The 25,446-nt window shown below is 65.4% G+C and carries 27 protein-coding genes and 2 tRNA genes; 16 read left to right on the top strand and 13 right to left on the bottom strand.

The window, feature by feature from the left end:
* Positions 1-5: 5 nt before the first annotated feature.
* From ACQKIE_RS19095 to ACQKIE_RS19080, 4 genes are all read right to left on the bottom strand, one after another.
* Positions 6-401, bottom strand: coding sequence for a DUF3301 domain-containing protein (locus tag ACQKIE_RS19095; protein WP_427462130.1), 396 nt, complete (start codon positions 399-401; stop codon positions 6-8).
* Positions 402-441: 40 nt separating this feature from the next.
* Complete coding sequence (gene nadC / locus ACQKIE_RS19090) at positions 442-1,314, bottom strand: carboxylating nicotinate-nucleotide diphosphorylase (protein WP_427462128.1); 873 nt, start codon at positions 1,312-1,314, stop codon at positions 442-444.
* Positions 1,315-1,316: 2 nt separating this feature from the next.
* Positions 1,317-3,581: a DUF1631 domain-containing protein gene (locus ACQKIE_RS19085; protein WP_427462126.1), complete on the bottom strand. Its 2,265-nt coding sequence runs from the start codon at positions 3,579-3,581 to the stop codon at positions 1,317-1,319.
* A gap of 87 nt (positions 3,582-3,668) precedes the next feature.
* Positions 3,669-3,950: a Trm112 family protein gene (locus ACQKIE_RS19080; RefSeq protein ID WP_427462124.1), complete on the bottom strand. Its 282-nt coding sequence runs from the start codon at positions 3,948-3,950 to the stop codon at positions 3,669-3,671.
* A gap of 72 nt (positions 3,951-4,022) precedes the next feature.
* Between ACQKIE_RS19080 and purE the strand changes: the two genes are divergently transcribed.
* Both purE and ACQKIE_RS19070 read left to right on the top strand, forming a co-directional pair.
* Positions 4,023-4,538, top strand: a complete 516-nt coding sequence (gene purE, locus ACQKIE_RS19075) for a 5-(carboxyamino)imidazole ribonucleotide mutase (RefSeq protein WP_427462122.1) — start codon at positions 4,023-4,025, stop codon at positions 4,536-4,538.
* Positions 4,535-5,689 carry a 5-(carboxyamino)imidazole ribonucleotide synthase gene (locus ACQKIE_RS19070; RefSeq protein ID WP_427462120.1) on the top strand — a complete coding sequence of 385 codons (1,155 nt, stop codon included), beginning with the start codon at positions 4,535-4,537 and terminating at the stop codon, positions 5,687-5,689. The genes purE and ACQKIE_RS19070 overlap by 4 nt, the downstream gene beginning before the upstream one ends.
* Before the next feature lie 69 nt (positions 5,690-5,758).
* Here ACQKIE_RS19070 and ACQKIE_RS19065 read toward each other — a convergent pair whose 3' ends face one another.
* Positions 5,759-6,337: a superoxide dismutase gene (locus tag ACQKIE_RS19065; protein ID WP_427462118.1), complete on the bottom strand. Its 579-nt coding sequence runs from the start codon at positions 6,335-6,337 to the stop codon at positions 5,759-5,761.
* A gap of 107 nt (positions 6,338-6,444) precedes the next feature.
* Between ACQKIE_RS19065 and grxD the strand changes: the two genes are divergently transcribed.
* The 12 genes from grxD to ACQKIE_RS19005 all read left to right on the top strand — a co-directional run bounded on the left by grxD (position 6,445) and on the right by ACQKIE_RS19005 (position 19,796).
* Positions 6,445-6,768 (top strand): Grx4 family monothiol glutaredoxin, encoded by a 324-nt coding sequence (grxD, locus tag ACQKIE_RS19060; protein WP_427462116.1) that lies wholly within the window; start codon positions 6,445-6,447, stop codon positions 6,766-6,768.
* Complete coding sequence (locus ACQKIE_RS19055) at positions 6,765-7,532, top strand: SDR family NAD(P)-dependent oxidoreductase (protein WP_427462114.1); 768 nt, start codon at positions 6,765-6,767, stop codon at positions 7,530-7,532. The genes grxD and ACQKIE_RS19055 overlap by 4 nt, the downstream gene beginning before the upstream one ends.
* Before the next feature lie 24 nt (positions 7,533-7,556).
* Complete coding sequence (locus ACQKIE_RS19050) at positions 7,557-8,153, top strand: YhgN family NAAT transporter (RefSeq protein WP_427462148.1); 597 nt, start codon at positions 7,557-7,559, stop codon at positions 8,151-8,153.
* Positions 8,154-8,248: 95 nt separating this feature from the next.
* Positions 8,249-9,955 carry a lysophospholipid acyltransferase family protein gene (locus ACQKIE_RS19045; protein WP_427462112.1) on the top strand — a complete coding sequence of 569 codons (1,707 nt, stop codon included), beginning with the start codon at positions 8,249-8,251 and terminating at the stop codon, positions 9,953-9,955.
* Positions 9,956-10,309: 354 nt separating this feature from the next.
* Positions 10,310-13,663, top strand: coding sequence for a TonB-dependent receptor (locus tag ACQKIE_RS19040; protein WP_427462110.1), 3,354 nt, complete (start codon positions 10,310-10,312; stop codon positions 13,661-13,663).
* A gap of 172 nt (positions 13,664-13,835) precedes the next feature.
* Positions 13,836-15,233, top strand: a complete 1,398-nt coding sequence (gene ppnN / locus ACQKIE_RS19035) for a nucleotide 5'-monophosphate nucleosidase PpnN (protein WP_427462108.1) — start codon at positions 13,836-13,838, stop codon at positions 15,231-15,233.
* 139 nt (positions 15,234-15,372) lie between these two features.
* Positions 15,373-15,528, top strand: coding sequence for a DUF3309 family protein (locus tag ACQKIE_RS19030; protein WP_427462106.1), 156 nt, complete (start codon positions 15,373-15,375; stop codon positions 15,526-15,528).
* 214 nt (positions 15,529-15,742) lie between these two features.
* Positions 15,743-16,348 carry a DNA-3-methyladenine glycosylase gene (locus ACQKIE_RS19025; protein ID WP_427462104.1) on the top strand — a complete coding sequence of 202 codons (606 nt, stop codon included), beginning with the start codon at positions 15,743-15,745 and terminating at the stop codon, positions 16,346-16,348.
* Between the two features lie 86 nt (positions 16,349-16,434).
* Positions 16,435-16,707 carry a DUF2845 domain-containing protein gene (locus tag ACQKIE_RS19020; protein WP_427462102.1) on the top strand — a complete coding sequence of 91 codons (273 nt, stop codon included), beginning with the start codon at positions 16,435-16,437 and terminating at the stop codon, positions 16,705-16,707.
* A gap of 89 nt (positions 16,708-16,796) precedes the next feature.
* Entirely contained in the window at positions 16,797-18,365 is a 1,569-nt protein-coding gene (locus tag ACQKIE_RS19015) for an ATP-binding protein (protein ID WP_427462100.1), read from the top strand.
* A gap of 91 nt (positions 18,366-18,456) precedes the next feature.
* Entirely contained in the window at positions 18,457-18,936 is a 480-nt protein-coding gene (locus ACQKIE_RS19010) for a carboxymuconolactone decarboxylase family protein (protein WP_427462097.1), read from the top strand.
* Positions 18,855-19,796: a sigma-70 family RNA polymerase sigma factor gene (locus ACQKIE_RS19005; RefSeq protein ID WP_427462095.1), complete on the top strand. Its 942-nt coding sequence runs from the start codon at positions 18,855-18,857 to the stop codon at positions 19,794-19,796. The genes ACQKIE_RS19010 and ACQKIE_RS19005 overlap by 82 nt, the downstream gene beginning before the upstream one ends.
* A 42-nt stretch (positions 19,797-19,838) precedes the next feature.
* Here the strand turns inward: ACQKIE_RS19005 and ACQKIE_RS19000 are convergent, their stop codons facing one another.
* The 3 genes from ACQKIE_RS19000 to ACQKIE_RS18990 form a co-directional block, all read right to left on the bottom strand.
* Positions 19,839-20,231, bottom strand: coding sequence for a Rap1a/Tai family immunity protein (locus tag ACQKIE_RS19000; RefSeq protein ID WP_427462093.1), 393 nt, complete (start codon positions 20,229-20,231; stop codon positions 19,839-19,841).
* Between the two features lie 66 nt (positions 20,232-20,297).
* Positions 20,298-20,374: transfer RNA gene (locus ACQKIE_RS18995), tRNA-Asn, on the bottom strand.
* Between the two features lie 47 nt (positions 20,375-20,421).
* Positions 20,422-20,955, bottom strand: coding sequence for a GspH/FimT family pseudopilin (locus tag ACQKIE_RS18990; RefSeq protein WP_427462091.1), 534 nt, complete (start codon positions 20,953-20,955; stop codon positions 20,422-20,424).
* 129 nt (positions 20,956-21,084) lie between these two features.
* Here ACQKIE_RS18990 and uvrB point away from each other — a divergent pair, with 129 nt between their 5' ends.
* Both uvrB and ACQKIE_RS18980 read left to right on the top strand, forming a co-directional pair.
* Positions 21,085-23,109, top strand: coding sequence for an excinuclease ABC subunit UvrB (uvrB, locus tag ACQKIE_RS18985; protein WP_427462089.1), 2,025 nt, complete (start codon positions 21,085-21,087; stop codon positions 23,107-23,109).
* Between the two features lie 66 nt (positions 23,110-23,175).
* A tRNA-Val gene (locus ACQKIE_RS18980) sits at positions 23,176-23,250 on the top strand.
* On the opposite strand, the gene ACQKIE_RS18975 is transcribed toward ACQKIE_RS18980, so the two are convergent.
* The 5 genes from ACQKIE_RS18975 to ACQKIE_RS18955 all read right to left on the bottom strand — a co-directional run bounded on the left by ACQKIE_RS18975 (position 23,201) and on the right by ACQKIE_RS18955 (position 25,381).
* A complete protein-coding gene (locus ACQKIE_RS18975; RefSeq protein ID WP_427462146.1) occupies positions 23,201-24,010 on the bottom strand; it encodes a tyrosine-type recombinase/integrase in 810 nt (269 codons plus the stop codon). The two genes, ACQKIE_RS18980 and ACQKIE_RS18975, sit on opposite strands and share 50 nt — an antisense overlap.
* 176 nt (positions 24,011-24,186) lie before the next feature.
* Positions 24,187-24,510 (bottom strand): helix-turn-helix domain-containing protein, encoded by a 324-nt coding sequence (locus tag ACQKIE_RS18970; RefSeq protein WP_427462144.1) that lies wholly within the window; start codon positions 24,508-24,510, stop codon positions 24,187-24,189.
* On the bottom strand, positions 24,497-24,703 hold the full coding sequence (locus ACQKIE_RS18965) for a hypothetical protein (RefSeq protein WP_427462087.1): 207 nt from the start codon (positions 24,701-24,703) through the stop codon (positions 24,497-24,499). The genes ACQKIE_RS18970 and ACQKIE_RS18965 overlap by 14 nt, the downstream gene beginning before the upstream one ends.
* Before the next feature lie 241 nt (positions 24,704-24,944).
* Positions 24,945-25,115, bottom strand: coding sequence for a Lar family restriction alleviation protein (locus ACQKIE_RS18960; protein ID WP_427462085.1), 171 nt, complete (start codon positions 25,113-25,115; stop codon positions 24,945-24,947).
* Positions 25,112-25,381, bottom strand: a complete 270-nt coding sequence (locus ACQKIE_RS18955) for a hypothetical protein (protein WP_427462083.1) — start codon at positions 25,379-25,381, stop codon at positions 25,112-25,114. Before ACQKIE_RS18955 ends, ACQKIE_RS18960 begins: the two co-directional genes overlap by 4 nt.
* Between the last annotated feature and the right edge of the window lie 65 nt (positions 25,382-25,446).

Below are 25,446 nucleotides of genomic sequence, written 5' to 3'. Positions count from 1 at the left end.
GCGACTCAATGCACTCGCCGGCGATCGGCAAGCGAAACAACGTTCCCCGTGTGCACGAACGCATCCGTGGCGACGACGGTTTCGAGCTCCGGCGCCCCCGAATGCGGCAGCGAGAAGCTCACCACGCCATTCCCCGCCATCCAAAGGCGCGCCGGCTGGCGTGACTGCCCGTCGTCGCTGACCTCGAACGCGTAGCAGCGCTCCAGTCGGCGGACCCCATCCACGCCTTGCCAGCGAATGGCACGCAAGCCGACGCTCTGGTCGAGCAACTGCAGCTCATGTCGCTTGCACAGCGCCGTCGCGGCGCGTACCGCGACCTCCCGCGCCTGCGTCAGCCGATACCACGTGGCCACGCCAGCGGCGAGGACGAACAGCCAGATGAGGTCGTTGATGGAAGACATGGAGTCAGTGTGTGGCCGCGCGGCGCCGGCCACAAGCCCCTCAACTTTTCACGTCGAGCCGCAACGACAGGTCGATTGCCCGCACGTGCTTGGTTAGCGCCCCGCTGGAGATGAAGTCCACACCGGTTTCCGCGATGGCCCGGATCGTGTCGATCTCGACGTTTCCGGAAACCTCCAAGGGTATCCGGCCCGCGGCAAGGGCCACGGCCTCGACCAGCATCTCCGGACTGAAATTGTCCAGCAACGCGCGGTCGGCTCCGGCGGAGATCGCCTGAGCCAGCTCGTCCAGTGATTCCACTTCGACGATGAGCGGCAGCTCCGGATGGATCGAGCGTGCGGCACGGACGGCGGCAGGAATGCCCCCCGCCGCGATGATGTGGTTTTCCTTGAGCATCATCGCGTCGAACAAGCCGATGCGATGGTTCGTACCGCCGCCGCAACGCACGGCATATTTCTGTGCGCGACGCAGGCCGGGAAGGGTCTTGCGCGTGTCGAGCACGCGGGTGCGCGTGCCGGCGATGGCGTCGGCATAGCGTGCCGTCACGGTCGCCGTGGCCGAGAGCAGTTGCAGGAAATTCAATGCGGAGCGTTCGGCCGTGACCAGGGCGCGCGCCTTGCCGGCAAGACGGCAAATGGCCGTGCCCGGTGCGACGCGATCGCCATCGCTGGCGAGCCATTCGATCCGCACCGCGGGGTCGAGCTTCCGAAAGCAGGCGTCGAACCAAGGCGAGCCGCAGAGCACGGCATACTCGCGACAGGTGAGCACCGCGGTGGCCGTGGCATGCGGATCGAGCAGGTCAGCCGTCGCGTCGCCCGGGCCGATGTCCTCGGCGAAGGCGCGTTCCACATCGGCAAGGATCTCGCTGGCCGGCGGCAGCGCGTCGGCAAGGTGTCGCGAATCGGCTGGGCTCATCGTCACGCTTCAGGCTGTCGCAGCTTCTCGACGATGGCGTCCATCGCGCGGTCGAACAGCAGGGTGGAATCGAGGACACGGGCGGTGCCGCTGGCGAAGGACTGCGCCAGGCCGGCCAGGCTGTGATCGGCGACCTTGAGGCCGCGGCGGTTCACGAACAGGTAGCGGCCGCTGATCGGGCTGATCCAGGACAGCTTTGCGCGGTCGGTGGTGCCGTCGGCCGCCGTGAACTCGAGCCACTGGCCCACCTTCAGTTCACGCGCCTGAGCGAGGTTGCGCTCGTCGAACGCTTCGTCGAGGAGCGAATCCACCTCGTCGTCCGGCTCGGGTGCGGCCGCCGGCTCTTCGATCGCCTGGATCGCTTCCGGTAGCGGCATGACACTTGCGACGATAGTTCCCGACGCGGTCTCCGGGGCCGCCTCGCCGAGTTGCTGGCGATAGAACGCATGCAACTGGCCGAGCAACTGTTCCGTATCGGCTTCCTGGAATGCCACGGCGGCAAGACCGCGGCGCAGGCCGCGCTCGATGCCGGGCAGCATGGCGCGCAGGTCACGGCGACCGTTGAGGTCGTGCACGGGACGCGCGCTGGCGATGAAGTCGTCGATGAAGCGCAGCGAGTCGCGGAATTCGTGGGACTCTTCGCCCTGACGAAGCAGGGTGAGCACGATGTAATTCGCCCACGCCCGGGTCAGCACGCCATAGACGAGGGGTGGCAGCGAGGCCTGGCCGATGCGCCCGACGATCTCCTGTGCGGCGCGGCGCCGGGCCTGCTCGAGCTTTTCGCGGCCGCGGGCGGATTCCGCCACGCGCTGCTCGGCCAGTTCCGCGCGCTTGCGGCTGACGTCCAGGAAGTCCTGCAATTCGGCGACCAGCTTGCCGAAGACGGCGACGTCGTCGTCGAAATCGTGCAGCAGGCGCTCGACGATCGACTTCACCTTGTCGAACAGGCGCCCGTCGCGATCGGCCTCGGCCGACCATCCCTTCGCGGCATCGGCAAGCGCGTCCAGCAACTGGCGCGCCGGATGCGACTTGTGCGCGAAGATGCGGCGATCGAGCAGGGCGGCCTTGAGGTAGGGAATCTGCAGGCGCGCGAGCATCACCTGCATCTCGGCCGGAAGGTTATGGTCCTCGAGGATGAACTCGAAGAGCATGCCCACGAGGTCGATCGTATCCTCGTCCATGCCGGACACGTGCGCGGTCTGCTGGCCGCGCAACTGGCCGATCTGGGTGAGGAGCTGCTCCTTCAGCTGGGCTACGTCGCGCGTGACGTCGGCTTGCGTGGCGAGCTGCGCCGCCTGATTCGGCAAGGCGGCGATCTGGCTTTGCAGCAGCGTCAACGCACCGAGCAGCTCCGTCGGGCTGGGCAGCGGCCCAGTGGGCAGCGGCATGCCGCCACCGCCGGTCACGGCGCTCGCGTCACCACGACGCGCAGAGAACAGGGCGTGCAGGGATTGCATGAATTCCGCCGCGGCGGCATCCGTCACCGGGGCGGCGGCCTGGGCCGGCGCGGTGGCACCGGAGACGGGACCGATCGGCGCTGGCGCATCGCTGCGCCGGGTGGGAATCTCGTGGCGCAGCTGCGGCAGCACGCCGGCGGCGGCCAGCTCGTTGTTGATGTCGTCGTAGAGCTCGTCGATGCCCGCCAGGACGTAGCGATCGAACAGCTTGTAGATGATCAGCTTGACCCGGACCTCGACCATCAACTCGCGCATGGCCTGGCGGAACGCGCCGGCGAGCGACGCCGGCCCCACGGGATTGCTGGTGTCGTCCATCTTGGCGCCGCCGCAGATCACCGACAGGCGCTGGTTCACGGCGAAGAGCGCGCGCGCGAGGCGCTGCTCGTTCTTGCCGATCATGCTGGTGATGGCCAGCGATTCCTCCAGTTCGTTCTCGCCGACCAGGCTCAGTTCGATATTGGCGAGCGGACGCGCCGTGGCGTCGCTGTCCGGGGCGCGTGTGCGGCCCGCGGAGAAATCGGCCAGGTCACGGGCGACCTGGCCGAGAAAGGTGCGCTCGACGATCGCACGCTTCTTGCGCACTTCGCGCATGCCGTCGAAGAACTGGGTCTGGGCCGCGTTGTTCTCAGCCTTCTCGGCGAGGTCGAACAGGGCGTCGTCGATGTTCTCGAACATGTTCGAGGCCAGCGCGTGCAGCCGCTTCGTCGCGAGGCCGCGCACCGTCACCAGCAGCGCGCCCACGCGCTCGCTGCGCGGGTCCAGGCGCTGACTCAGGTCGACGATATTCGACGGCTCGCTCGCGTTGTTCATCGCGCATCCTGGATGTGTTTCTGGCCCCCGCCCGAAGCGCCATTGTGCGGGAACGAATGCTTTATAGCGTGACTTGCGTCACGGATTTTATGCGCGACCCGTTTCTGGCGAGAAGCCCGCCAGTTGGAGCGTGCCGATGCCTGCTTCGGGGAGCATGACGGGAATGCCGTCCTCGACCCGGTAGACGAGCTGGCCGTCCGTCGTGATCAAGCCTTCCGAGATCGGGTCGGCCACTTTCTCGCCGGCGACCGTGTCGACCGAGCCGGCGCGGATCGCGTTGTTGAGTTGGTCGCGCTCGGCCGCCGAGAGGGGGCGGAGGGGGCGCTTGCTGACCGGGCAGCAAAGAATGTCGAGGAGACGCTTGTCCATGGAGTCGGCCGCCGGAGGGGCCACCTGATGAAAGGAATGCCTTTACAATAGCGACTTTTGGGTGCTCCGGCCATGACTTCCAACGGCGGTAACGAAGCGGACAAGCCACGCGTGGGCGTGGTGATGGGCTCGCGTTCGGACTGGGAAACGATGGAGCATGCCTCCACCACGCTGACCCGCCTGGGCATCGTCCACGAGGTCCGCGTGGTCTCGGCTCACCGCACGCCCGACCTGCTTTTCGACTACGCCGCCACGGCCCGCGAGCGCGGCATCCAGGTCATCGTCGCCGGTGCCGGCGGCGCCGCGCACCTGCCGGGCATGCTCGCCGCGAAGACGCCGCTGCCGGTCCTTGGCGTGCCGGTCCAGTCCAAGGCATTGAACGGCATGGATTCCCTGCTTTCGATCGCACAGATGCCCGCCGGCATCCCCGTCGGTACGTTGGCCATCGGCCGCGCCGGCGCGGTCAACGCCGCCCTGCTGGCGGCCTCGGTGCTGGCGCTGCACGACCCCGCCGTGGCCTCGGCGCTGGACACGTTCCGCGCCGAGCAGACCCGGACGGTGCTCGACGATCCGGATCCCCGCACGTGAGCCGCGCGCTCCCTACCGTGGGCATCCTCGGGGGCGGCCAGCTCGCCCGCATGCTCGCCCTGGCCGCCGCGCCGCTGGGCCTGCGCACGCTGGTCGTCGATCCGTCGCCCGATGCCTGCGCCGGCCAAGTCACCGAACTCCTGGCGGCCGACTGGAACGATGAGGCCGTCCTGGCGGATTTCGCCCGCCGGATCGACGCCGTCACTTTCGATTTCGAGAACGTGCCCGCCGCCACCGCCGACCGGCTCGCCGGCCAAGCCGCCGTGCACCCGAACCCGCGGGCGCTGGCCGTGGCTCAGGACCGCCTCGCCGAGAAGACCCTGTTCCGCGAATCCGGCCTCAACACGCCCGAGTTCGCCCCGGTCGATACGCGCGACGACCTCGTCGCCGCGGTCGAACGTATCGGCCTGCCCGGCATCCTGAAGACCCGCCGCCTCGGTTATGACGGCAAGGGTCAGTTCCGCCTGAAGACGCCCGCGGACATCGACCTCGCCTGGACGGCCCTCGGCGAGGCGGCGGCGAAGCACGGTCTGATCCTCGAAGCCTTCGTTCCCTTCGACCGCGAACTCTCGGTCGTGGCGGTTCGTGGCCGGGACGGCGAATTCCGCACCTGGCCGCTGACCCGCAACTGGCACGTCGACGGCGTCCTGTCGCTGAGCCTGGCGCCGGCACCGGGTACGTCCGACGAACTGGAACACGCAGCGATCGCGCACGCCAAGGCGATCGCCGAGCGCCTCGACTACGTCGGCGTCTTCGCACTGGAGCTTTTCGTCCGCGGCGGCGAGCTGCTGGGCAACGAGATGGCGCCGCGCGTGCACAACTCGGGGCACTGGACGATCGAGGGTGCGCACACCAGCCAGTTCGAGAACCACATACGCGCGGTGCTCGGCCTGCCGCTCGGTGACACGGGCGTCCGCGGTGCGAGCGCGATGCTCAACTGGATCGGCGAGATGCCGGATCCCGCGCCGGTGCTGTCCACGGCCGACGGCCACTGGCACGACTACGGCAAGGAGGCTCGCCCGGGCCGAAAAGTCGGCCACGCGACGATCTGCGCGAATGACGCCGGCAGCCTGCGGGCGAAGCTGACGGAAGTGGGCGCGGGGCTGGGCCGCGAGTCACAGGTGGCCCCGGCGATCGACGCACTGAGCTGACGTCGTCGTCGAGGGGCTGTTCCTACAACGACAAAGGCCGGGTCGCGAGACCCGGCCTTTTTAGTGGACTCAGGCGAGGTTCTTCGCCGCGAAGTCCCAGTTGACCACGTTCCAGAAGTTCTCGAGGTACTTCGGGCGGGCGTTGCGGTAGTCGATGTAATACGCGTGCTCCCACACGTCGGCCGTGAACAACGGCTTGTCGCTGCCGGTGATCGGCGTGGCCGCGTTCGAGGTATTCACGATGGCCAGCGAGCCGTCCGGGCGCTGCACCAGCCAGGTCCAGCCGGAGCCGAAGTTGGCGGCGGCCTGCTTGCTGAACTCTTCCTTGAACTTGTCGACCGAGCCGAAAGCCTTGGTCAGAGCGTCGGCGAGCTTGGCCGGCGGCTCGGCACCGCCGGGGGAGCGCATGGAGTGCCAGTAGAACGTGTGGTTCCACGTCTGCGCGGCGTTGTTGAAGATGCCGCCCGAGGAGGTCTTGACGATGTCCTCCAGGCTCTTGCCCTCGAACTCCGTACCTTTGATCAGGTTATTGAGGTTCGTGACGTAGGTCTGGTGGTGCTTGCCGTGGTGGAACTCCAGGGTCTCGGCGGAGATGTGAGGCTCCAGGGCATTCTTCTCATACGGGAGCGGGGGCAATTCGAACGCCATAGTGGACTCCTTAGCGGTGGCTGGGGGGAATGGGCGTGGCAGGGAGGCGTGGTGCCAGCGCTGCTACACTATGCAACTACTCGCATTCTAATGATGAAAACCGAGCTATGGACGTCGTAGACGAGATCAAGGCCATCGTGGCGGCCCAACCGATCGTGCTTTTCATGAAAGGCACGCCGGAATACCCGACCTGTGGCTTTTCCGATCGCGCGGTGAAAGCCTTGCAGGCCGCGGGCGCGACGTTCCATGCAGTGAACGTGCTCGCCGATCCGCGTATCCGCGCGGGGCTGCCACATTACTCCAACTGGCCCACGTTCCCGCAGCTGTTCCTCCTGGGGGAATTCATTGGCGGTTGCGACATCGTCGAAGACCTGCACGCCGCGGGCGAACTGAAACGCATGGCTGCCGACGTCGCGGGGGCCGCGACGTGAGCGCGTTGCCGTCCGCGCGACTGCCCGACGATTGGGCACTCGCCGAGGGCGCGTTGAGCGGCCGCGTCGTGATCGTGACAGGCGCCACGGGTGGCCTTGGCGGCGAGACCGCGAAGGCGGTGACGCGCGCGGGCGCCACGGTGGTCATCACTGGCCGCAAGGTGCGCGCACTGGAGAAGTGCTACGACGAGCTGGTGGCGCTCGGCGGCGGCGAGCCCGTGATCCATCCGCTCGACCTCGAAAGCGCCACGCCGGCCGACTACGCCGCGCTCGCCGAAGGCATCGAAAAGGAATTCGGCCGGCTGGATGGCATCGTGCACGCGGCCGCGCACTTCAACGAGCTCACGCCGATCGCGATGCACAAGCCGGACGACTGGCTGCGCGCGATGCAGGTGAACGTTTCCGCGCCATTCGCACTGACCCAGGCGTGCATGCCCTTGCTGACGAAGGCGGACGACAGCGCGGTGGTCTTCGTCTTGGACGATCCCGACCTCGTCTCGCGTGCCCACTGGGGCGGCTACGGCGTGTCGAAGGCCGGCGTCGAGCGCCTTGCCGCCGTACTGCACGCCGAGAACGGCAGCGGCGCGCTGCGCGTGCATGCGCTGCTCCCGCCGCCGATGCGCACGGCCCTGCGTCGCGCCGCTTACTACGGCGAAAACACGCTGGAAAAACCGTTGCCGACCGCCCCGGCCGAAGCCATCGTCTACTTGCTTTCCGGTGCCGGCGCGGATGCGCGCGGCGCCGTGCTCGACATTCGCGGTTAAGGAGCTTTACCCATGGAAACGCAGATGACGACCTTGTCCGCGGGCATCCTGCTGTTCCTGATCATGGACCCACTGGGCAACATCCCGTTGTTCCTGGCCCTGTTGAAGGACGTCCCGCCGCAGCGCCGGCGCAAGGTGATGGTCCGCGAGCTGCTCATCGCGTTGGCGGTCCTCGTCGCCTTCCTGCTCGGCGGCCAATACATCCTCAAGGTGCTGCAGCTGCGCCAGGAGTCGGTGAGCATCGCCGGCGGCATCGTCCTGTTCCTCATTGGCATCCGCATGGTCTTCCCGCCGGTGGAAGGCGGCGTGTTCGGCAAGCCGGGCGAAGGGGAACCCTTCATCGTGCCGATGGCGATCCCCGGCGTGGCCGGTCCCTCCGCCATGGCCGCGTTGTTGCTGCTGACCAATTCCCAGCCGGGCCGAACGGCCGAGTGGGGCATCGCCCTTTTCCTGGCCTGGCTGGCCACGGCGATCATCCTGCTCAGCTCCACGTTCCTGTTCCGCTGGCTGGGCGAAAGCGTGCTTACGGCGATGGAACGGCTCATGGGCATGCTGCTTATTGCCCTGTCGGTTCAGATGTTCCTCACCGGCTTGTCCGCTTATCTGCATATCGCCGTCTGAACCACCTTCGGCACATTGCCGTAAGAACATACGTGGCGGTAGGGTTGCTGTCATAATTGCCCGCGAGCATGTGGACGTCTAAGGGAGCCCAAGCCATGCTGAGCATCGATCAGACCCTGCTGGAACGCGTGCCGTGGCTAGCGCAGCATCCGCGCCTTCGCAGGCCGATCGTGGGGATGTTGGAAAGTCTTGCCCAGGAAAGCCGTTTCAACCGGACGCTGGAACTGGCCGGCACGGCCCAGGGTTTCGACTTCTGCGAGAAGACGCTCGACAACCTCGGCGTCAGCTGCCGTGTCACCGAGCGCGAGCGCGAGAACATCCCCGTCGAGGGGCCGCTGATCGTCGTGGCCAACCATCCTTTGGGCATGGTGGATGCGATCGCGCTCGTCCAGTTGATCGGTTCGGTGCGGCGCGATGTGCGTATCCTCGGCAACGACGTGCTCGCGGCCGTGCCGCAGCTCGGTTCGTTGTTGCTGCCGGTGGACGTGTTCGGCAAGGGCGCCACCTCGAAGATGCGCGCCTTGTTCCGGTCGATCGACGCGGGTGAAGTGCTCATCATGTTCCCCGCGGGCGAAGTGTCCCGCGTGCGTGCCGGTGGCGTGCGCGACGGCAAGTGGTCGGACGGCTTCGCGCGCATCGCGATGCGCGCCGGCGTGCCCGTGCTGCCAGTGCATATCGCCGCGCGCAATTCAGTCGCGTTCTACGGCCTCTCGATGCTCGCCAAGCCGCTGAGCACGGCGATGCTTCCGCGCGAGGCGACCTCGGGTCGCCAGCGCGTGGGTTTCCGCATCGGCAAGCTGGTCGACGCGGAAGAACTGAAGCAGGCCAGCGGCGGCTCGTCGGAGCAGGCGGCGAAGCTCATGCGTCGCCATGTCTATCGCGTGGCGCGCCAGCGTGGCTTGGTGTTCGGCGGACAGACGCCCCTGGCCCATCCGGAGCCGGTGGAGCGAGTCGTCGCCGAACTCGACAAGGCCGAATTGCTCGCCGAACTGCCGGACGGCAAGAAGATCCTGCTCGTGCAGGGCTCTTCCGATAGCTACACCATGCGTGAGATCGGCCGCCTGCGCGAGCTCACCTTCCGTCGGGTGGGTGAGGGCACGGGCAAACGCCGCGATCTGGACGCGTACGATCCGCTCTACGAGCACTTGGTGTTGTGGGATGCGAAGGCGCTGCGCCTCGTAGGCGCGTACCGTTTCGGTCATGGCGGGCGCCTCATCGCCGAGCACGGCATGAGCGCGTTGTATACCTCGAGCCTGTTCGACTATTCGCCGGCGCTGGAGTCGCGTCTCGCCCAGGGCCTGGAGCTCGGTCGCAGCTTCATCGCGCCGGCGTATTGGCGCTCGCGTGCCCTCGACCAGCTATGGCAGGGCATCGGGCTCTACCTGCAGCGTCATCGCGACCTGCGCTACCTGTTCGGTCCCGTGAGCATGTCCGTGAGCATGCCGCGCGAGGCGCGCGAATGGATCGCCGCCGCGCACCAGCATTTCTTCGGGGCTCCGGGGTTGGCCGCCGCCCGTCTGCCGTTCGTGATCCCGGAATCCACCATCGATGCCGTGCGCCGTGAGCTGGAAGGCCTGGACGCTGCCGCTGGCCTAGGCAAGCTCAAGCACCGCCTGGATGCCCTCGGCGTGACGTTGCCGGTGCTTTATCGCCAGTACGTGGACCTGGTCGAGCCGGAAGGCGTCCAATTCCTGGCCTTCGGCGAGGACCCGGATTTTTCCGGCTGCGTCGACGGTCTGGTCATGTTGGATCTGGCCGCTCTCAAGCCCGCCAAACGCTCGCGTTACCTCGGCAAGGTCTGACGCTTTCCACCCGTGTGCGCAGAAAAAGGTGGCTCTTACAATGAGCCGCCTTCACACATTCGTGTTTCTGTAAAACGTTGGTGAAACAATGACGTGCGCGTCCCGATCGCTCGTATAGGAAAAAGTGGTATTTATCAAACGGGCGTGAAAACGTTACAAAAGTGTCATACAATGCCGTTAAAGTTGGCTTAACAACTGTCGCCACCGCGTCCATGGACAGGACCCGGCGCATACCGAGACGACACAGCCAGAGATTGGGGAAACCACGCGGAAAGCACCACACCCGGCCCAGCGCCAGGTAGCGATCCGTTTGGCCAAAAAATTTTTCGTTGCAAGCCACAGGGTCGACCATTAATGAATAGCCGAGTCCGCGCCAAACTTCTGCCGTTCGCGATCGCATCGCTGCTCGCGGCACCTGCCTTCGCGCAGGAAACGTCCTCCACGATCAGCGGTCGCGTCGTCGACGCCGCCGGCCAGCCGGTGGCGAATGCCACGGTCGTGATCGTGCACGAGCCCTCGGGCACGTCGAAGACGACCATCACCGATGCCAGCGGCCGTTACTCGGCCCAGGGCCTGCGCGTCGGTGGTCCGTTCGACGTCACGGCCACCAAGGACGGCATGCCGTCCGTGCGTCAGGACAACGTCTACCTGCAGCTGGGCAGCGACACGGCGGTGAACCTCACGGCGTCCGCCGCCAACACGGCCGACGCCACCGCGCTGGGCGCGGTCACCGTCTCCGCTGTCTCGGGCCAGTTCACTTCGGAGAACAAGGGCCTCGGCACCAACATCTCCCAGCGTGAGCTCAAGGCCGCGCCGTCGCCGAGCCGCAACATCGCCGACATCGCCCGCCGCGATCCGCGCGTGAACGTCGACCACGGTACGGGCGCCATCTCGGCCAATGGCCAGAACACGCGCCTCAACAACATCAAGGTCGACGGCCTTGGCGTGGGCGACCCGTTCGGCCTGAATTCCACCGGCATGCCGACCGTCGGCTCGCCGGTGTCGCTCGACACCATCGACTCGTTCAACATCTCGACCGCCAACTACGACGTCGCGTCCGATACCGTCGGTGCCGAGATCAACGCCGTCACGAAGTCGGGTACCAACGAGTTCCACGGTTCGGTTTACTACGGCTTCAAGAACGCCAGCAGCATGGTCGGCAAGGCCGGCTGGCTCGACGACAACCGCGATTACAACGAGTTCGACCGTAACTGGACGGCCGGCGCCACCGTGGGTGGCCCGATCATCAAGGACAAGCTGTTCTTCTTCGCGGGCTACGAGAAGGAAGAAGTCACGGGACTGAGTTCCGGTGCGACCAATGGCCTGGATCCGTCCCTGTCGAGCTCCACCAGCAACAAGATCGCTCCGGCCGACCTGCAGAGCATCATCGACGCCGCGCGCGGTCTCGGCCTGCAGCCGGGCTCGACGGGCGCGAACGCCGGTACGCTGACCGACAAGCGCTACATCGCCAAGCTGGACTGGAACATCACCGACGGCCACCGCATGAACCTTGCGTACTCGCGTACCAAGGAAGTGAAGCCGAACCCGCAGGGTAACTTCCCCGATGCGATCGGCCTGTCGAGCTACTGGTACACCGTCAACAGCGACATCAAGAATTACACCTTGCAGTCGTTCGACGACTGGACCGACAACTTCTCGTCGGAGACCAAGGTCGGCTACAGCGACTACCAGCTCAACCGCTCGGTGGACGTCCAGCAGCCGCAGATCGGCGTTCGCATCAACAGCACCGATTTCGGCACCAGCGCGACCGGCCCGACCGTCAACCTCGGCGAAGACCAGTTCAGCCATTACAACTCCGCCTCGGTGAAGACGCTGAACGCGATGTGGGCAGGCACGCTGTACCTCGACGACCACACCATCAAGGGTGGCTTCGAGTGGGAGCGCAACCGCATCTACAACCTGTTCGGCCGCACCGAGTTCGGCGCGTACACCTTCGGCAACGACGGCCTGACCAACTTCCCGGCGGGCCTGTACAGCAACTACTCGCTTTACCGTCCGGCGCCGGGCTATTCGATCAACGACATCGCCGCCCAATGGGAACTGCGCCGCCATACGTTCTTCCTGCAGGACACCTGGCAGGCGACGGATAACCTGTCGGTGCAGTACGGCTTCCGCGTCAACAAGTACCTGACCGACGACAAGCCGCTGTACAACTCGACGTTCCAGCAGGCTTACGGCTTCAGCAACGCCAACACGATCAACGGTACGCAGCTGGTCGAGCCGCGCCTGTCGTTCAACTACACCTTCGACAGCGAATACAAGACCCAGCTGCGCGGCGGCGTGGGCCTGTTCCAGTCCGATCCGCCGACCGTGTGGATGACGAACCCGTACCAGAACAACGGTATCAACATCGTCACGTATTCGTACGATCGTCAGGCCAACGGCCTCTGCAACCTTGGTTCGCAGAAGAATATTCCGTGCCCGGTGTTCAGCCCGGATCCGCACAACCAGCCGACCAGCGGTGCGGGCACCGCGCCGCAGATGGCCGTCGACACGGTCGACAAGAACTTCAACCTGCCGAGCGTGTGGAAGTCCTCGCTGGCGTTCGATCGTGAGCTGCCGTGGCAGGGCATCATCGCCAGCATCGAGTGGCAGCACCTCGACGTGCAGGACGGCATCCTGTACCAGAACCTCAACCTCGGTGATCCGACGGGCGTGCTGCCTGACGGCCGCTACACCTATGCCGGTTGTATCGGCGGCGCGACGGCCGTGGGCGGTGCGACGGGTGCGAGCTGCGCGGGCAACCTCACCGGTTCCAATACCGGTGGCGCAAATGCGCGCTATCGCCAGGATCGTCGCTTCGCCCAGGGTGTCACCTACCTGACCAACACCAGCAAGGGCGGTGCGGACACGGTGACGCTGTCGTTCACCAAGCCGATGGAGAACGGCTGGTCGTGGAGCGTCGCGGCCACCGGCGGTCACTCGACGGAAGTGAACCCGGGCACCTCGAGCCAGGCCACGTCGAACTACTCGAACAGCGCCTGGTACAACCCGAACGAAGACGTGGCTTCCACGGCCAACACCAACATCGCGCGTCGCCTCAATGCGTCGATCACGTGGCAGCACAATTTCTTCGGTAACTACGCCACCACCGTCAGCGCGTTCTACGACGGCCATGACGGCGTGCCGTACAGCTGGATCTTCAGCAACGACGCCAATGGCGACAGCTACTCGAAGGACCTGGCGTACATCCCGAACCGCGGCGATGGCACGGTCTTCATGAACTCGAAGGGCACGGCTGCGGCGTCGCAGGCGCTGGTCGACCAGTTCTACGACTACATCCAGCACGACGACTACCTGCGCAAGCACAAGGGTGACGTGGCGCGTCGCAATGGCGCCCAGTCGGCCTGGGTCAACCAGATCGACCTGAGCATCAGCCAGGAAGTGCCCGGTATCTTCAAGGGCAACAAGGGCGAGATCCGTCTCGACATCTACAACTTCCTGAACCTGGTGAACAAGGATTGGGGCCAGCAGTCGTACATCGGCTTCCCGTACACCCGTAACCTCGCCGCCTTCGGTGGCGTGGATGCGAACGGCAACTACATCTACAACCTGCCGACGGATGCCAATGGCAACTACCAGCCGGGCCAGAAGGCCGTCTACGACGCCCCCACGGACAACAGCGCGACCAAGCTGAACCCGGTCTCGCGCTGGTCGGCCATGCTGACCGTCCGCTACACGTTCTAAGCGAAGGATTCGCTTTCGTGCCACCGAGCCGGCACCCGAAAGGGTGCCGGCTTTTTCTTGGCTGCCCGGGCGGGCTTGACCCCCGCCAAGCAGTCGCGTGATCCTAGGCGGTCCGCTCCCACCCCGGGGCGGGGTTCGCCGCTAATTCGCGGTCAGAAGGACAGGTAACACCATGAATGCCATTCAGTTCGGGGAGCCGGTCAGCGGCAAAACCGTCAGTGCACGCGTTTCGCCGGCCGGCGGCCTCGACATCCTTTCCCGCAACGAAGTGGCGCGCCTGCGCGACGCCAGCGGGTCCGGGCTGCACCAACTGCTGCGCCGCTGCGCGCTGGCGGTGCTGACTTCCGGCAATCTTTCCGACGATCCCGGCACGATCTTCGAGCAGTACCCCGACTTCGACATCCAGGTGCTGCAGGAAGACCGCGGCATCAAGATCGAGTTGAAGAACGCGCCTGAGCAGGCCTTCGTCGACGGCCGCATCATCCGCGGCATCAACGAGCTCCTCGTCGCCGTGGTACGTGACATCGTCTACGTCTCGACGCAACTCGAAGCCGGCGCGTTCGACCTCGACGACACCGTGGGCATCACGCACGCCGTGTTCGAGATCCTGCGCAACTCGCGCATCCTGCGTCCGCAGGTGGATCCCAACCTCGTCGTCTGCTGGGGTGGCCATTCCATCTCGCGCGACGAATACGAATACACCAAGCGTGTCGGTTACCAGCTCGGCTTGCGCGGCATGGATATCTGCACCGGCTGCGGTCCTGGCGCCATGAAGGGCCCCATGAAGGGCGCCACCATCGCCCACGCCAAGCAGCGTCGCAAGGGCAATCGCTACATCGGCGTGACGGAGCCGGGCATCATCGCGGCCGAATCGCCGAACCCGATCGTCAACAACCTCGTGATCATGCCGGACATCGAGAAGCGCCTCGAGGCGTTCGTCCGCCTGGGTCACGGCATCATCGTGTTCCCGGGCGGCGTGGGCACGGCGGAAGAAATCCTGTACATGCTCGGCATCCTCCTGTTGCCGCAGAACAAGGACATTCCGTTCCCCCTCATCTTCACCGGCCCGCAGAAATCCGCCGCGTACTTCGAGCAGATCGATCGCTTCCTCCGCCTCGCGCTCGGCGACGACGTGGCCCGGCACTACAAGATCATCATCGACGATCCGGCAGCGGTCGCCCACGCGATGGTTTCCGGCGTGGACAAGGTGCGCAACCATCGCCTGGATAACAAGGACGCGTTCTTCTTCAACTGGGCGCTCGACATTCCCCTGTCGTTCCAGCAGCCGTTCCGGCCCACCCACCAGGCCATGGCGGCGCTGGCATTGCATCGTGGCCGTCCGCGGCACGAACTGGCGGCCGACCTGCGCCGTGCGTTCTCGGGCATCGTCGCCGGTAACGTCAAGGAAGAGGGCGTCAAGGCGATCGAGCAGTACGGACCGTTCGTGATCGACGGCGAGGCCGAGATCATGCGCGCGCTCGACGACCTGCTGCAGGCGTTCGTCGAACAGCACCGCATGAAGCTTCCGGGCGGCACCGCCTACGAGCCCTGCTACGTCGTTCGCACGTGAGTCGAGGACCGGGGCGGCGATCTGTCACCCCGGCCTTCACGTCGCTGAACGCAACGCGCGTACAGTTTCGGGACGTCACGACTCCTAGACGGGTTGTCGCGCGAGGATGCGCCTCACTGGCCCACTGCCGGAGACGCCCATGCTTTTCACCATCCTCATCATCGTCCTGATCCTCGCCCTCATCGGTGGCCTTCCCACCTGGGGTTATTCCAGCGGCTGGGGCTACGGGCCCAGCGGCGGCATCGGCGTCATTCTCGCCATCGTGCTCATCTGCTGGCTGCTTGGCGTATTCTGATCGACCCAGGCACGGGGTGGCCGCGAACCGCGTAGCCGCCCCGTGCCGATGGCGCGGAGCGCCCGCTGGAGATCGCCGCCGTGCCCCGACCATACCGCCCCGTCCCCGATACCGAACGTCCGCACCCTGGCACCTCGCCGCCGCCGTACGAGCATGAACCGGTGGAGCGGCCGGGTCCCGATCCGGATACCGACGGCGAACCGGTGGAGCCCTGATGGCGGCACGTCGACCTCGCTGGCCCGGCGCCATCGTTCCCCGTTCCTTCTTCCATCGCGACGCGCGCGTCGTCGCTCCCGAACTCCTCAACAAGGTGCTTGCCTGCGCCGACGGACGGGCAGGGCGCATCGTGGAAGTGGAGGCGTATGTCGGTGCCATCGACCCGGCCGCGCATACGTTCCGCGGGAAGACCAAACGCAATGCCGTGATGTTCGGGCCGCCGGGTCACATGTATGTGTACTTCACCTATGGGATGCACTGGTGCTGCAACACCGTATGCGGTGACGAAGGGGAGGGCTCGGGCGTGCTCATTCGCGCACTCGAACCGCTCGCTGGCATCGAGCAGATGCGCGAAGCACGGCCAAAGGTCCGCCGCGACCGGGAATTGTGCAGCGGCCCGGCGCGCCTGACCCAGGCATTGGGGATCACCGGGGAACAGAATGGCATCGACCTGGTGAGGGCGCGCGACGGCTACACCGTGGTCGACGACGGCACGGCACCTCCGGACGATGCGCCCGGTTCGGCCCGCATCGGCATCCGCGAAGGGACCGACCTCCTCTGGCGCTGGCTCGTCGCGGGGAATCCGCACGTCTCGCGGGCCTGAGCCGGCCGGCCTCGTTGTCCGGGGCTGGCTTGGCCGGTCCGCACGAAGCGGTATAGGCTTCGCGGCATCCCGACAAGGAGTTCCCCATGAAGCGTGCCCTCGCTGTGCTCATCCTGGCTTCCCTCGCTGCCACGGCCGCCGCTGCCGACACCTATCGGTTCGGTTCCCAGGTGATCTCCACCGGCGACAGCGAAGGGCGCCTGCGCCAGGTGGCCGGCAAGCCGGACCGGGAAACGCCGATCGAAACCCGCCGCGGGGGCCTCGAAGGCTACCGGCTGGAGTATTACCGTCGCGGCAAGTCGATCCAGTTCAAGGTGGTCGACGGCCGGGTAGCGGAGATCGCCCAGATCGACAACTGAGTTTGACTTGGCAGGGGAGAGTGAAGGAACCTTCACGGTTTCGTGAGGCGCGCGTGGTTAGGGTGCGCGACCGGGGGAAGAGGCAGGCCATGAACCGCGACAACATCGACGAACTCCGGCGCAGCCACGAGCAATTTCGTTTGCTGGTGCAGGGTGTCGCGGATTACGCCATCTACATGCTCGACCCGGAAGGTAACGTCTCCAGCTGGAATTCCGGTGCCGAGCGGATCAAGGGGTACCGGCCCGACGACATCATCGGGTCACATTACTCGATGTTCTATACGCCAGAGGACGTCGCCACCCGCGAGCCTTGGAAAAACCTCGTGGCCGCGAAGGAGCGGGGACGCCTGGAAACCGAGGGCTGGCGGGTACGCAAGGACGGCACGCGCTTCTGGGCGCACGTCATCCTGGACCGTATCGACGACGACAACGGCCAGTTCATCGGCTTCGCCAAGGTCACCCGCGACGTTACCGAGAAGCGCAATGCGGCGCTCGCCCTGGAGCAGGCGCGCAACGCGCTGTTCCAGTCGCAGAAGCTCGAAGCCATCGGCCAGCTGACAGGCGGCGTGGCGCACGATTTCAACAACCTCCTGATGGCCATCCACGGCAACCTCGAGCTGCTTACCCAGGTCGATGGTCTGCCGTCGCGCGGACGTACCCTGGTGGGAAATGCGCTGAACGGCGTTCGGCGTGGCGTGGCATTGGTGCAACGCATGCTCGCGTTCGCCCGTCGCCAGCAGCTGCACCTGGCGCCAGTGAAGGTCGCGGACCTCGTGTACGGCATGTCCGACCTCATGCGCACGTCGCTGGGTCCAGGCATCACCGTCGAGGCCAGCTTCCCGCTGTCCTTGCCGCCGGTCCTCGCCGACGTGAACCAGCTGGAGCTCTGTCTGCTGAATCTGGCCGTCAATGCCCGTGACGCCATGCCGGAAGGCGGCACGTTGCAGATATCCGGCCGTACCGAAGAAGTCCTCGACCCCGATGGGCTCGGCCTCTCTCCCGGCGATTACGTGCGCCTTTCCCTGGTCGACAACGGCGAGGGCATGGACGCGGCCACCTTGGAGCGGGCCACCGAGCCATTCTTCACCACCAAGGGCGTGGGCAAGGGCACGGGCCTGGGGCTGTCCATGGTGCACGGCATCGTGCAGCAATGCGGCGGCGCGATGAAGCTGAGCAGTTCCCGCCCGGGCGGTACGACGGTGGACATCTGGCTGCCACTGGCGCATGCGGCGGCTCCTTCGGCCGAGCTGTCTGCAAAGACGGCGTCGGCGACCGAACCACGGGAAGCTGCGGCATCCGCCGAACGTGCGGCGGAGACGGTGACATCGGTCCTCGTGGTCGACGACGATCCGCTGGTGCTGTCCACGACGGTGGAGATGCTCTGCTTCGAAGGGTTCGATGCCATCGGCGCATCGTCGGCGAAGCAGGCATTGAAGGTGCTGGGCGAGTCGCCCGTGTCGGTGCTGGTCACCGATCACGCGATGCCCGGCATGACCGGCATGGAACTGGCGGCGCATGTGGCGGAGGCCTATCCGGACATCCACGTCGTGCTTGCCAGCGGTTACGCCGAACTGCCGGATCAGACGCCCGCGGTCCACACGCGTCTGCAAAAGCCGTACGGGCGCGCGGACCTGCTGGCGGCACTGCGCGCCTCCTAGCCTGATAGCTTGCGCCCCACGATGGGCGGATGTCACACCGGCAGGGGCTCGCTCGTCATGGGGTGGTGAACCAACCACGGAGACACCCGCCATGACCGCAAAAATCGATCTCTTCGCCGCCGCTCCGCAGCTCATGAAGGAATGGCAGCGGGCCATGATCGGCCTTTCCGGCGCGTCGAGCCTCGAGCCGCGCCTCACGGAACTCGTGAAGCTGCGTGCCTCGCAGATCAACGGCTGCGCCAATTGCCTGAACCTGCACGTGGCGGAAGCCCGTGCCGTCGGGGAGACGAACCAGCGCATCGATCTGCTCGCGGCATGGCGCGATGCTCCTTGCTATACGGACCGGGAGCGTGCCGCCCTCGGCTGGACGGAAGCGCTCACGCGGCTTTGCGAAGGACAAGACCATGAGCAGGCCTACGCTGACCTGAAAGCGCATTTCACCGACGAGGAACAGGTCAAGCTGGCCGTGTCGATCAACATCATCAACGGATGGAACCGCATCGCGGTCGGCTTCGGCTTGTGGGCGGATCCAGCCGCGATCAAGGCTTCCGCGGCGGAGGCAGCGGCCTGATGGAGAGGGAAGCGCCAGGGGACGCGACATTGGGCTTCAGCTTGGCGCGCCCGAAGCTCATCCGTGTGGCGTATCGCATGCTCGGGTCCGTATCCGACGCCGAGGATGTCGTGCAGGAAGCCTATATCCGCTGGATGCAAGCCGACCGCGGCGGCATCCGCAAACCGACGGCTTTCCTCCATCGGACCGTCACGCGCCTTTGCCTGGACCAACTCAAATCCGCGCGGCACCAGCGCGAGAAGTACGTCGGCACGTGGCTTCCCGAGCCCCTCGTGGAAGAGGATGTCGAGGAGGATGACATCACCTTGCCCCTCATGCTCGCGCTCGAGCGCCTTTCGCCACTCGAGCGCGCCGCCTTCCTGTTGCATGACGTCTTCGGCATGGAGTTCCCCGAGGTCGCGCAGGCTATCGATCGCGACCCTGCCGCATGTCGCCAACTCGCGGCCCGCGCGCGAACGCACGTCCGCGAGGCACGACCGCGGTACAAGGTGGAAAAGTGGCGCGGCATGGAGATTGCGCAGGCCTTCTTCGCCGCCTCCCGACAGGGTGACATGCACGCGCTGGAAGCCATCCTCGCCGCCGACGTCAGCATCCACGCCGATGGCGGTGGCAAGCGGGCGTCAGTGACAGAAGCGATCGTGGGCGTCGAGGCCGTCATGACCGCACAGCGGCGGCTCGCGGAAATCTTCCGCGAAAACGGATCGACCTTCGTCCGCCTCGCCTTCATCAATGGCCTGCCGGGATTCGTCTCGCGGGAGAGCGACGGCGAGTTGCAGACGACCGCGTTCGACATCGAGGATGGAAAGATCGTTGCGATTTACGTGGTGCGGAATCCGGACAAGCTGAGGCACTTGCACTAAGAAACGTGCCCTTGAGGTGCATGTGGCGGGGCCGCGACGGTGCTACTTGGTATCCTTGAGGCATGGATACGCCTCGATCAGCGCATTGGCCACGGCGATCGTGCTGCTGGTGGAGCGATCCTTCGGCGTCGCATCGATGTGGCGCAGGATCGTTCGAGCCAGTGCGACGTTCGATACGCCAGCAGGCATGCAGCTCGTGTCCTTCCTGGCCGTGACGCGCGCGATCATGATGCCGTCCCAGACGCCGAGCACGTAGCCCACGCTCTGGAACATGGCGGCATCCTTGGCATCGTCGGGAGCAGGCGGTTCGCCCTCGACGGAATCCACGAAGCGCTTCAGCGACGTGTAGAGATCACCGCCGGTATCACTGCTCGCACTGACCGGCGCGGACAGCATCGAGGCGGCAAGGGCCAAAGTCATGGCGATGGATTTCATGGCGGTGTTCCCCTGAGATGCATCCAAAGAAAAAGGGCCTGCATCGCTGCAGACCCTTTCAAAACCTGGCGCCCGAAGTTGGACTCGAACCAACGACCCCCTGATTAACAGTCAAGTGCTCTAACCGGCTGAGCTATTCGGGCGGGGAGCCACGTATTTTGTGGAACTGGGGAGGGGCTGTCAAGCGCCGTCAGCGCGTTCGCGGAGTGGCCCTGGCGCACTGCGCCGCATCGTCCGGCGCTGCCGGTTGCCGGTGGGGCCGGCCGGCGTTCCCGATGACGATGGAGACGGCGGTGGAGGGGCGGCCTCGCACGCAGAGGACGACGGTCTGGTTCGTGCCGGGAGACGTGCCGTTTCGGGTGAAATCGACCCCGTGGCGGCCGGAACGGTGCAGTGCGGCGAGTTTGCCGTCCAAAGCCGCCGATGATGTGAAGACGGTCGCTCCCGAGCGAGCCCGGCCAATCCACCCGCCGCTCCAGTCGGCCGACCACGTGCAGGTCCGGCCGTCGCTGCTGGCGCAGACAATGGTCCCACGATCGCGCCATACCGCCATGCTGCGCGCATTCTGGAGGGTCTCGAGCAGGTCGTCGGCCGCGGCGCGCAGGCGATGGCGCGCGATGGCGTCGCTGAGGGCCGGCAGGGCGAGACTGCCGACGAGGGCCGAGACCGCCAGGACGACGAGTACTTCGGCCAAGGTGAATCCGCGGAGACGCAGGCGGGGCATGATCCGACACGGTGAGCACGGCCTCCCACCATCCGGGGCGGCCGGTGGCACGGCCAGTCGGTGCCCCCCATCACGGCGCGTAGGCGGCAGCGCTTTAAACTCGGCGTCCGAACCAGCATATCCTGTCGTATGACTGATCGCTTCCAGCTCGTCTCCCCCTACAAGCCCTCCGGTGACCAGCCCGAGGCAATTGAACGTCTCACCGAAGGGTTCGAGGCCGGCCTTGCCGCGCAGACCTTGCTCGGCGTGACCGGCTCCGGCAAGACCTTCACGATCGCCAACGTGATCGAGAAGATCCAGAAGCCGACCATCGTGCTGGCCCCGAACAAGACGCTGGCGGCGCAGCTGTATGGCGAGTTCAAGGAGTTCTTCCCGCACAACGCGGTGGAGTACTTCGTCAGCTACTACGATTACTACCAGCCGGAAGCGTACGTGGTCGCGTCGGACACCTTCATCGAGAAGGATTCGAGCATCAACGACCACATCGAACAGATGCGACTTGCCGCCACGAAGGCACTGCTGTCGCGGCGCGATTCGCTCATCGTCGCGACCGTCTCGGCGATCTACGGCCTTGGCGATCCCGAGGACTATATGAGTCTTCGCCTGATCCTCTCGCGCGGCGAACACATCGAGCAGCGCGCGCTGATCCGCCAGCTCACCGAGTTGCAATACGTGCGCAACGAGATGGAACTGCGCCGCGGTACCTACCGCGTGCGCGGGGAGGTGGTGGACGTGTTTCCGGCGGAATCCGAATCGGAGGCTTTGCGCATCGAGCTCTTCGACGGCGATGTCGAGAACCTCTCGCTATTCGACCCGCTGACCGGCGAAGTCCTGCGCAAGGTGCCTCGCTATACCGTCTATCCGAAGACGCATTACGCGAGTACGCGGCAAAGCGTGCTCAACGCGATGGAGACGATCAAGATCGAGCTCTCCGAGCGCCTGGAGCAATTGTACCGCGACAACAAACTGGTGGAGGCGCAGCGCCTCGAGCAGCGCACGCGCTTCGACCTCGAGATGATGGCCGAAGTCGGCTTCTGCCAGGGCATCGAGAACTATTCGCGGCACATGACCCGGCGCGGCCCGGGCGAGCCGCCGCCGACCCTGTTCGATTACCTGCCGCCGGACGCGCTGATGGTGGTGGACGAGTCGCACGTCACCGTGCCGCAGCTCGGCGCCATGTACAAGGGCGACCGGTCGCGCAAGGAGACCCTCGTCGAGTTCGGCTTCCGTCTTCCCTCGGCCATGGACAACCGTCCGCTGCGGTTCGAGGAATGGGAGCGCCGCGCGCCGCGCGCGATCTATGTATCGGCGACACCGGCGAAGTACGAACTGGAGCGCTCCGACGGCAACATCGTGGAACTGGTCGTGCGTCCGACGGGCCTCATCGACCCCGAGGTGGAAGTGCGTCCGGTCCGCACCCAGGTGGACGACCTGCTCGGCGAGATCCACAAGCGGGTCGCGATGGGCGACCGCGTGCTGGTGACCACGCTGACCAAGCGCATGGCCGAGAACCTCACGGATTACCTCTCCGAGCACGATGTGAAGGTGCGCTACCTGCACGCGGACATCGACACGGTGGAGCGTACGGAAATCATCCGCGACCTTCGCCTGGGCGAGTTCGACGTGCTGGTCGGCATCAACCTCCTGCGCGAGGGCCTCGACATGCCCGAGGTGTCGCTGGTCGCCATCCTCGACGCGGACAAGGAAGGCTTCCTGCGCTCCACCCGCTCGCTCATCCAGACGATCGGGCGCGCGGCACGTAACGTGCGCGGCAAGGCCATCCTCTACGGGGACGAGATCACGGGCTCCATGAAGGAGGCCATGGACGAGACCGCCCGTCGTCGGGAGAAGCAGGTCGAATACAACACCGCCCACGGCATCACGCCGAAGACCGTGGTCCGCCGCATCGCCGACATCATGGAAGGCGCGCGCGCCGACCTGGGTTCGCGAGGCGGCAAGGGCAAGAAGGGCAGGGAGGCGAAGAAGGTGGCCGAGGAAGCCGCGGATTACGGCTCCCTCAGCCCGGAGCAGGTGGGCTCGGTCATCAAGAAGCTCGAGGCGCGCATGTACAAGCATGCCCAGAACCTCGAGTTCGAGGAGGCCGGCAAGCTCCGCGACGAAATCCACCGCCTGCGCGAACGGGCGCTGCGCTGAGGGCCGGAGGCCCCTGCCGACCCCCTTGCACGGGTCCGCAGGGGCCGGTAAACTGCGCAGCTCTTCGGGCGGTTAGCTCAGCGGTAGAGCACTACCTTGACATGGTAGGGGTCACAAGTTCGATCCTTGTACCGCCCACCACTTTTCGCAGATGACTGACCCCGGACTGGCCCCTCATTCGGGGGACTTTTCGGGATAGGTCAGCCATCCAAGCGTCAAGTGCAGTACGCGCAGCGCCCAGATAGTCCGGGTCAAACTTCGCGTAGATCTCACTGGTTCCGGCCCGCTTGTGTCCAATCTGGCCGGATACCTCCCAGTGAGGTACGCCACGGCGGCGTAACTCCGTGGCGACGGTGTGCCTGAAGACTTTGGGGGCGAACCACTCGGGAAGCTTGGCATTACGCCTGACCTTCGCCCACGCTTTCTTGATCGACCCGATGTGCCTGCCGTGCCAGTTCACGTAGTAGGCCGCATCCAGCGCCTCTAGCTCGCGCCTAAGCGTAGCCGTCAGAGGCACTACGGGCCGGTACTTCTTCGTTTGCTGCCTGCCCTCCGGGTTTAGCCGGATGAGGTTGGCTGCCCAGTCGATCTGGAACGGCTGCAAGTCCCTCGCCGCGTCGTCCCGGCATCCTGTATTCAGACGGATCATGCAGTAGGCCCAAAGGTGCGAGTCTTCCGGAATAGCATTCAGGAAGGCGGCGAGCTGGTCGTCTGATGCCGTGTGGGGGTAGGGCTCGCCAATGGGCGGTAGCTCGATCCATGGCACCTCCGTGACCTCCTGGCGCTTCCAGGCGCGATTGAGCGCAGCCTTACCGACAGCCAGTACCCGGCGCACGTAACCCTCGCTGTAGCCCTTCGCGCGAAGCCACGCCACGAATTCCTCCTGGGCGTCCACGGTCATGTCGGCCACCGTGCGAGCCTTCCAGAACTCGCCCCAAAGAGCGACGGCACGCTTGGCCGTGTCCTTGCTCGGGATGACTGACCCATGACGTGCCAGATAGCGCGTCAGCACGGAGATGATTGGAGCCTCCGCGGGCTTTACGTCCCTGACTCGCCCATGGGCCACGTACCATTCGGCTAGGGCTTCTTTCGCGCGCTCAAAATCTGCTGTGCCAAGAGAAGCGCGTTGCTTGACCCCTCGCTCATCCCGCCAGGTACGCTGCCAGTTCGCGGTGCCTTTCCGGCGTTCGATGGAGTAGGGGCCGAGTTTGAAGCTTGGCATTCGCGGGCCTTCAGATAATCCGTGATGTGCTGTTCGGTGTAGCGGGGCGACTTGCCCACCATGATGCAGGCGATCTGACCTCGCTTTCGCCATCGGTACAGAGTCAGTTCGTTCACACCGAGGTATTCAGCCGCCTCGGCTTCGGTGTAGAGATGAGGTAACCGCTCAGCCGCACCCATCGCCATACCCCCATTCCGCAAGAATCTCGTCAGCCGTTTCCTCAATCCTGTCGCAAAAGACTTCGTGACAGTGCGTCCTAATGGCCTGCACCAGCGCATGGGCCATGGCCGCGTCGTGCTCCACATTTGCACGACAGGCGGTGAAGAACACCGGATAGCCGTGCGTCTCGTGGCGTTGTGTTTTTAGCTTCACTCCACAGTCCTCTCTCGTTCTGCGCGCCCTTCTTCCCAGGCGCGATCAAGCTCATCCGCAGACCATGCGATGGCTCCGTCTACTGTCCCACCGCCGTTTGTCCAAGACTCGGTCAGGGTCTTTCTGATCGACTCAGAATCACCGAAAGGGTAGCTACTTGCCGACCACAACAAGTCACGGATAGCCTCGGGCGTCTGCGGGCCACATATCTCCTGCACCAACTCACTAAGCGTCTGTTCGCTCACTCCCCGGCCCTCCGGTTCCAGGCGATGTATGCCTTGTCAGGTGTGTCTTCCATTGGCCCGGTGGCTCCACAGTTATCGCAAGCCATCTGGAAGTCACTTTCGCTCCATTCCTCGACAGAGACATCCACATGACGGCACCAAGGACACGGCTTCAGTTCCTCACTCACTCCCCACCCCTACGCGCGCGGTCGATGGCCCGATTCAAGTCGCTAACCGTGTCGTATGTCTCGCCCAGGAAGCACACGGGCCAACCAGCCTCTACGAACGTGCGCCAGCGATCCGCATCCTTCATGGCCTCCAACAGCGCGGGGCCGTGTCTGACGAGTAGTTCGGTGGCTTCGTCGTCGAATGCCTCCCATGACGTCTGAGAGTCCACCGTGTAGGCATCGGCAAGCAACCTCAACACCCTCTCAAGCTCATCGCGGACGGTCATGGGGTGGCTCCTGTGCCATCGCAGAATTCACATACCTCGTCCGGCTGGTGTGGATCGAGCGGCCA

Source organism: Luteibacter sp. NPDC031894 (assembly GCF_050273135.1).
GTDB lineage: Bacteria > Pseudomonadota > Gammaproteobacteria > Xanthomonadales > Rhodanobacteraceae > Luteibacter.
The sequence above is the reverse complement of the archived record's forward strand: the minus strand, read 5'-3'. Positions and strand labels throughout refer to the sequence as shown.

What these genes read in the sequence shown, in the direction of transcription:
- ACQKIE_RS19095 (WP_427462130.1), bottom strand. Translation starts at nt 401, where the DNA reads ATGTCTTCCATCAACGACCTCATCTGGCTGTTCGTCCTCGCCGCTGGC.
- nadC (WP_427462128.1), bottom strand. Translation starts at nt 1,314, where the DNA reads ATGAGCCCAGCCGATTCGCGACACCTTGCCGACGCGCTGCCGCCGGCC.
- ACQKIE_RS19085 (WP_427462126.1), bottom strand. Translation starts at nt 3,581, where the DNA reads ATGAACAACGCGAGCGAGCCGTCGAATATCGTCGACCTGAGTCAGCGC.
- ACQKIE_RS19080 (WP_427462124.1), bottom strand. Translation starts at nt 3,950, where the DNA reads ATGGACAAGCGTCTCCTCGACATTCTTTGCTGCCCGGTCAGCAAGCGC.
- purE (WP_427462122.1), top strand. Translation starts at nt 4,023, where the DNA reads ATGACTTCCAACGGCGGTAACGAAGCGGACAAGCCACGCGTGGGCGTG.
- ACQKIE_RS19065 (WP_427462118.1), bottom strand. Translation starts at nt 6,337, where the DNA reads ATGGCGTTCGAATTGCCCCCGCTCCCGTATGAGAAGAATGCCCTGGAG.
- grxD (WP_427462116.1), top strand. Translation starts at nt 6,445, where the DNA reads ATGGACGTCGTAGACGAGATCAAGGCCATCGTGGCGGCCCAACCGATC.
- ACQKIE_RS19050 (WP_427462148.1), top strand. Translation starts at nt 7,557, where the DNA reads ATGACGACCTTGTCCGCGGGCATCCTGCTGTTCCTGATCATGGACCCA.
- ACQKIE_RS19045 (WP_427462112.1), top strand. Translation starts at nt 8,249, where the DNA reads ATGCTGAGCATCGATCAGACCCTGCTGGAACGCGTGCCGTGGCTAGCG.
- ACQKIE_RS19040 (WP_427462110.1), top strand. Translation starts at nt 10,310, where the DNA reads ATGAATAGCCGAGTCCGCGCCAAACTTCTGCCGTTCGCGATCGCATCG.
- ppnN (WP_427462108.1), top strand. Translation starts at nt 13,836, where the DNA reads ATGAATGCCATTCAGTTCGGGGAGCCGGTCAGCGGCAAAACCGTCAGT.
- ACQKIE_RS19030 (WP_427462106.1), top strand. Translation starts at nt 15,373, where the DNA reads ATGCTTTTCACCATCCTCATCATCGTCCTGATCCTCGCCCTCATCGGT.
- ACQKIE_RS19025 (WP_427462104.1), top strand. Translation starts at nt 15,743, where the DNA reads ATGGCGGCACGTCGACCTCGCTGGCCCGGCGCCATCGTTCCCCGTTCC.
- ACQKIE_RS19020 (WP_427462102.1), top strand. Translation starts at nt 16,435, where the DNA reads ATGAAGCGTGCCCTCGCTGTGCTCATCCTGGCTTCCCTCGCTGCCACG.
- ACQKIE_RS19015 (WP_427462100.1), top strand. Translation starts at nt 16,797, where the DNA reads ATGAACCGCGACAACATCGACGAACTCCGGCGCAGCCACGAGCAATTT.
- ACQKIE_RS19010 (WP_427462097.1), top strand. Translation starts at nt 18,457, where the DNA reads ATGACCGCAAAAATCGATCTCTTCGCCGCCGCTCCGCAGCTCATGAAG.
- ACQKIE_RS19005 (WP_427462095.1), top strand. Translation starts at nt 18,855, where the DNA reads ATGGAACCGCATCGCGGTCGGCTTCGGCTTGTGGGCGGATCCAGCCGC.
- ACQKIE_RS19000 (WP_427462093.1), bottom strand. Translation starts at nt 20,231, where the DNA reads ATGAAATCCATCGCCATGACTTTGGCCCTTGCCGCCTCGATGCTGTCC.
- ACQKIE_RS18990 (WP_427462091.1), bottom strand. Translation starts at nt 20,955, where the DNA reads ATGCCCCGCCTGCGTCTCCGCGGATTCACCTTGGCCGAAGTACTCGTC.
- uvrB (WP_427462089.1), top strand. Translation starts at nt 21,085, where the DNA reads ATGACTGATCGCTTCCAGCTCGTCTCCCCCTACAAGCCCTCCGGTGAC.
- ACQKIE_RS18975 (WP_427462146.1), bottom strand. Translation starts at nt 24,010, where the DNA reads ATGACCGTGGACGCCCAGGAGGAATTCGTGGCGTGGCTTCGCGCGAAG.
- ACQKIE_RS18970 (WP_427462144.1), bottom strand. Translation starts at nt 24,510, where the DNA reads ATGGGTGCGGCTGAGCGGTTACCTCATCTCTACACCGAAGCCGAGGCG.
- ACQKIE_RS18955 (WP_427462083.1), bottom strand. Translation starts at nt 25,381, where the DNA reads ATGACCGTCCGCGATGAGCTTGAGAGGGTGTTGAGGTTGCTTGCCGAT.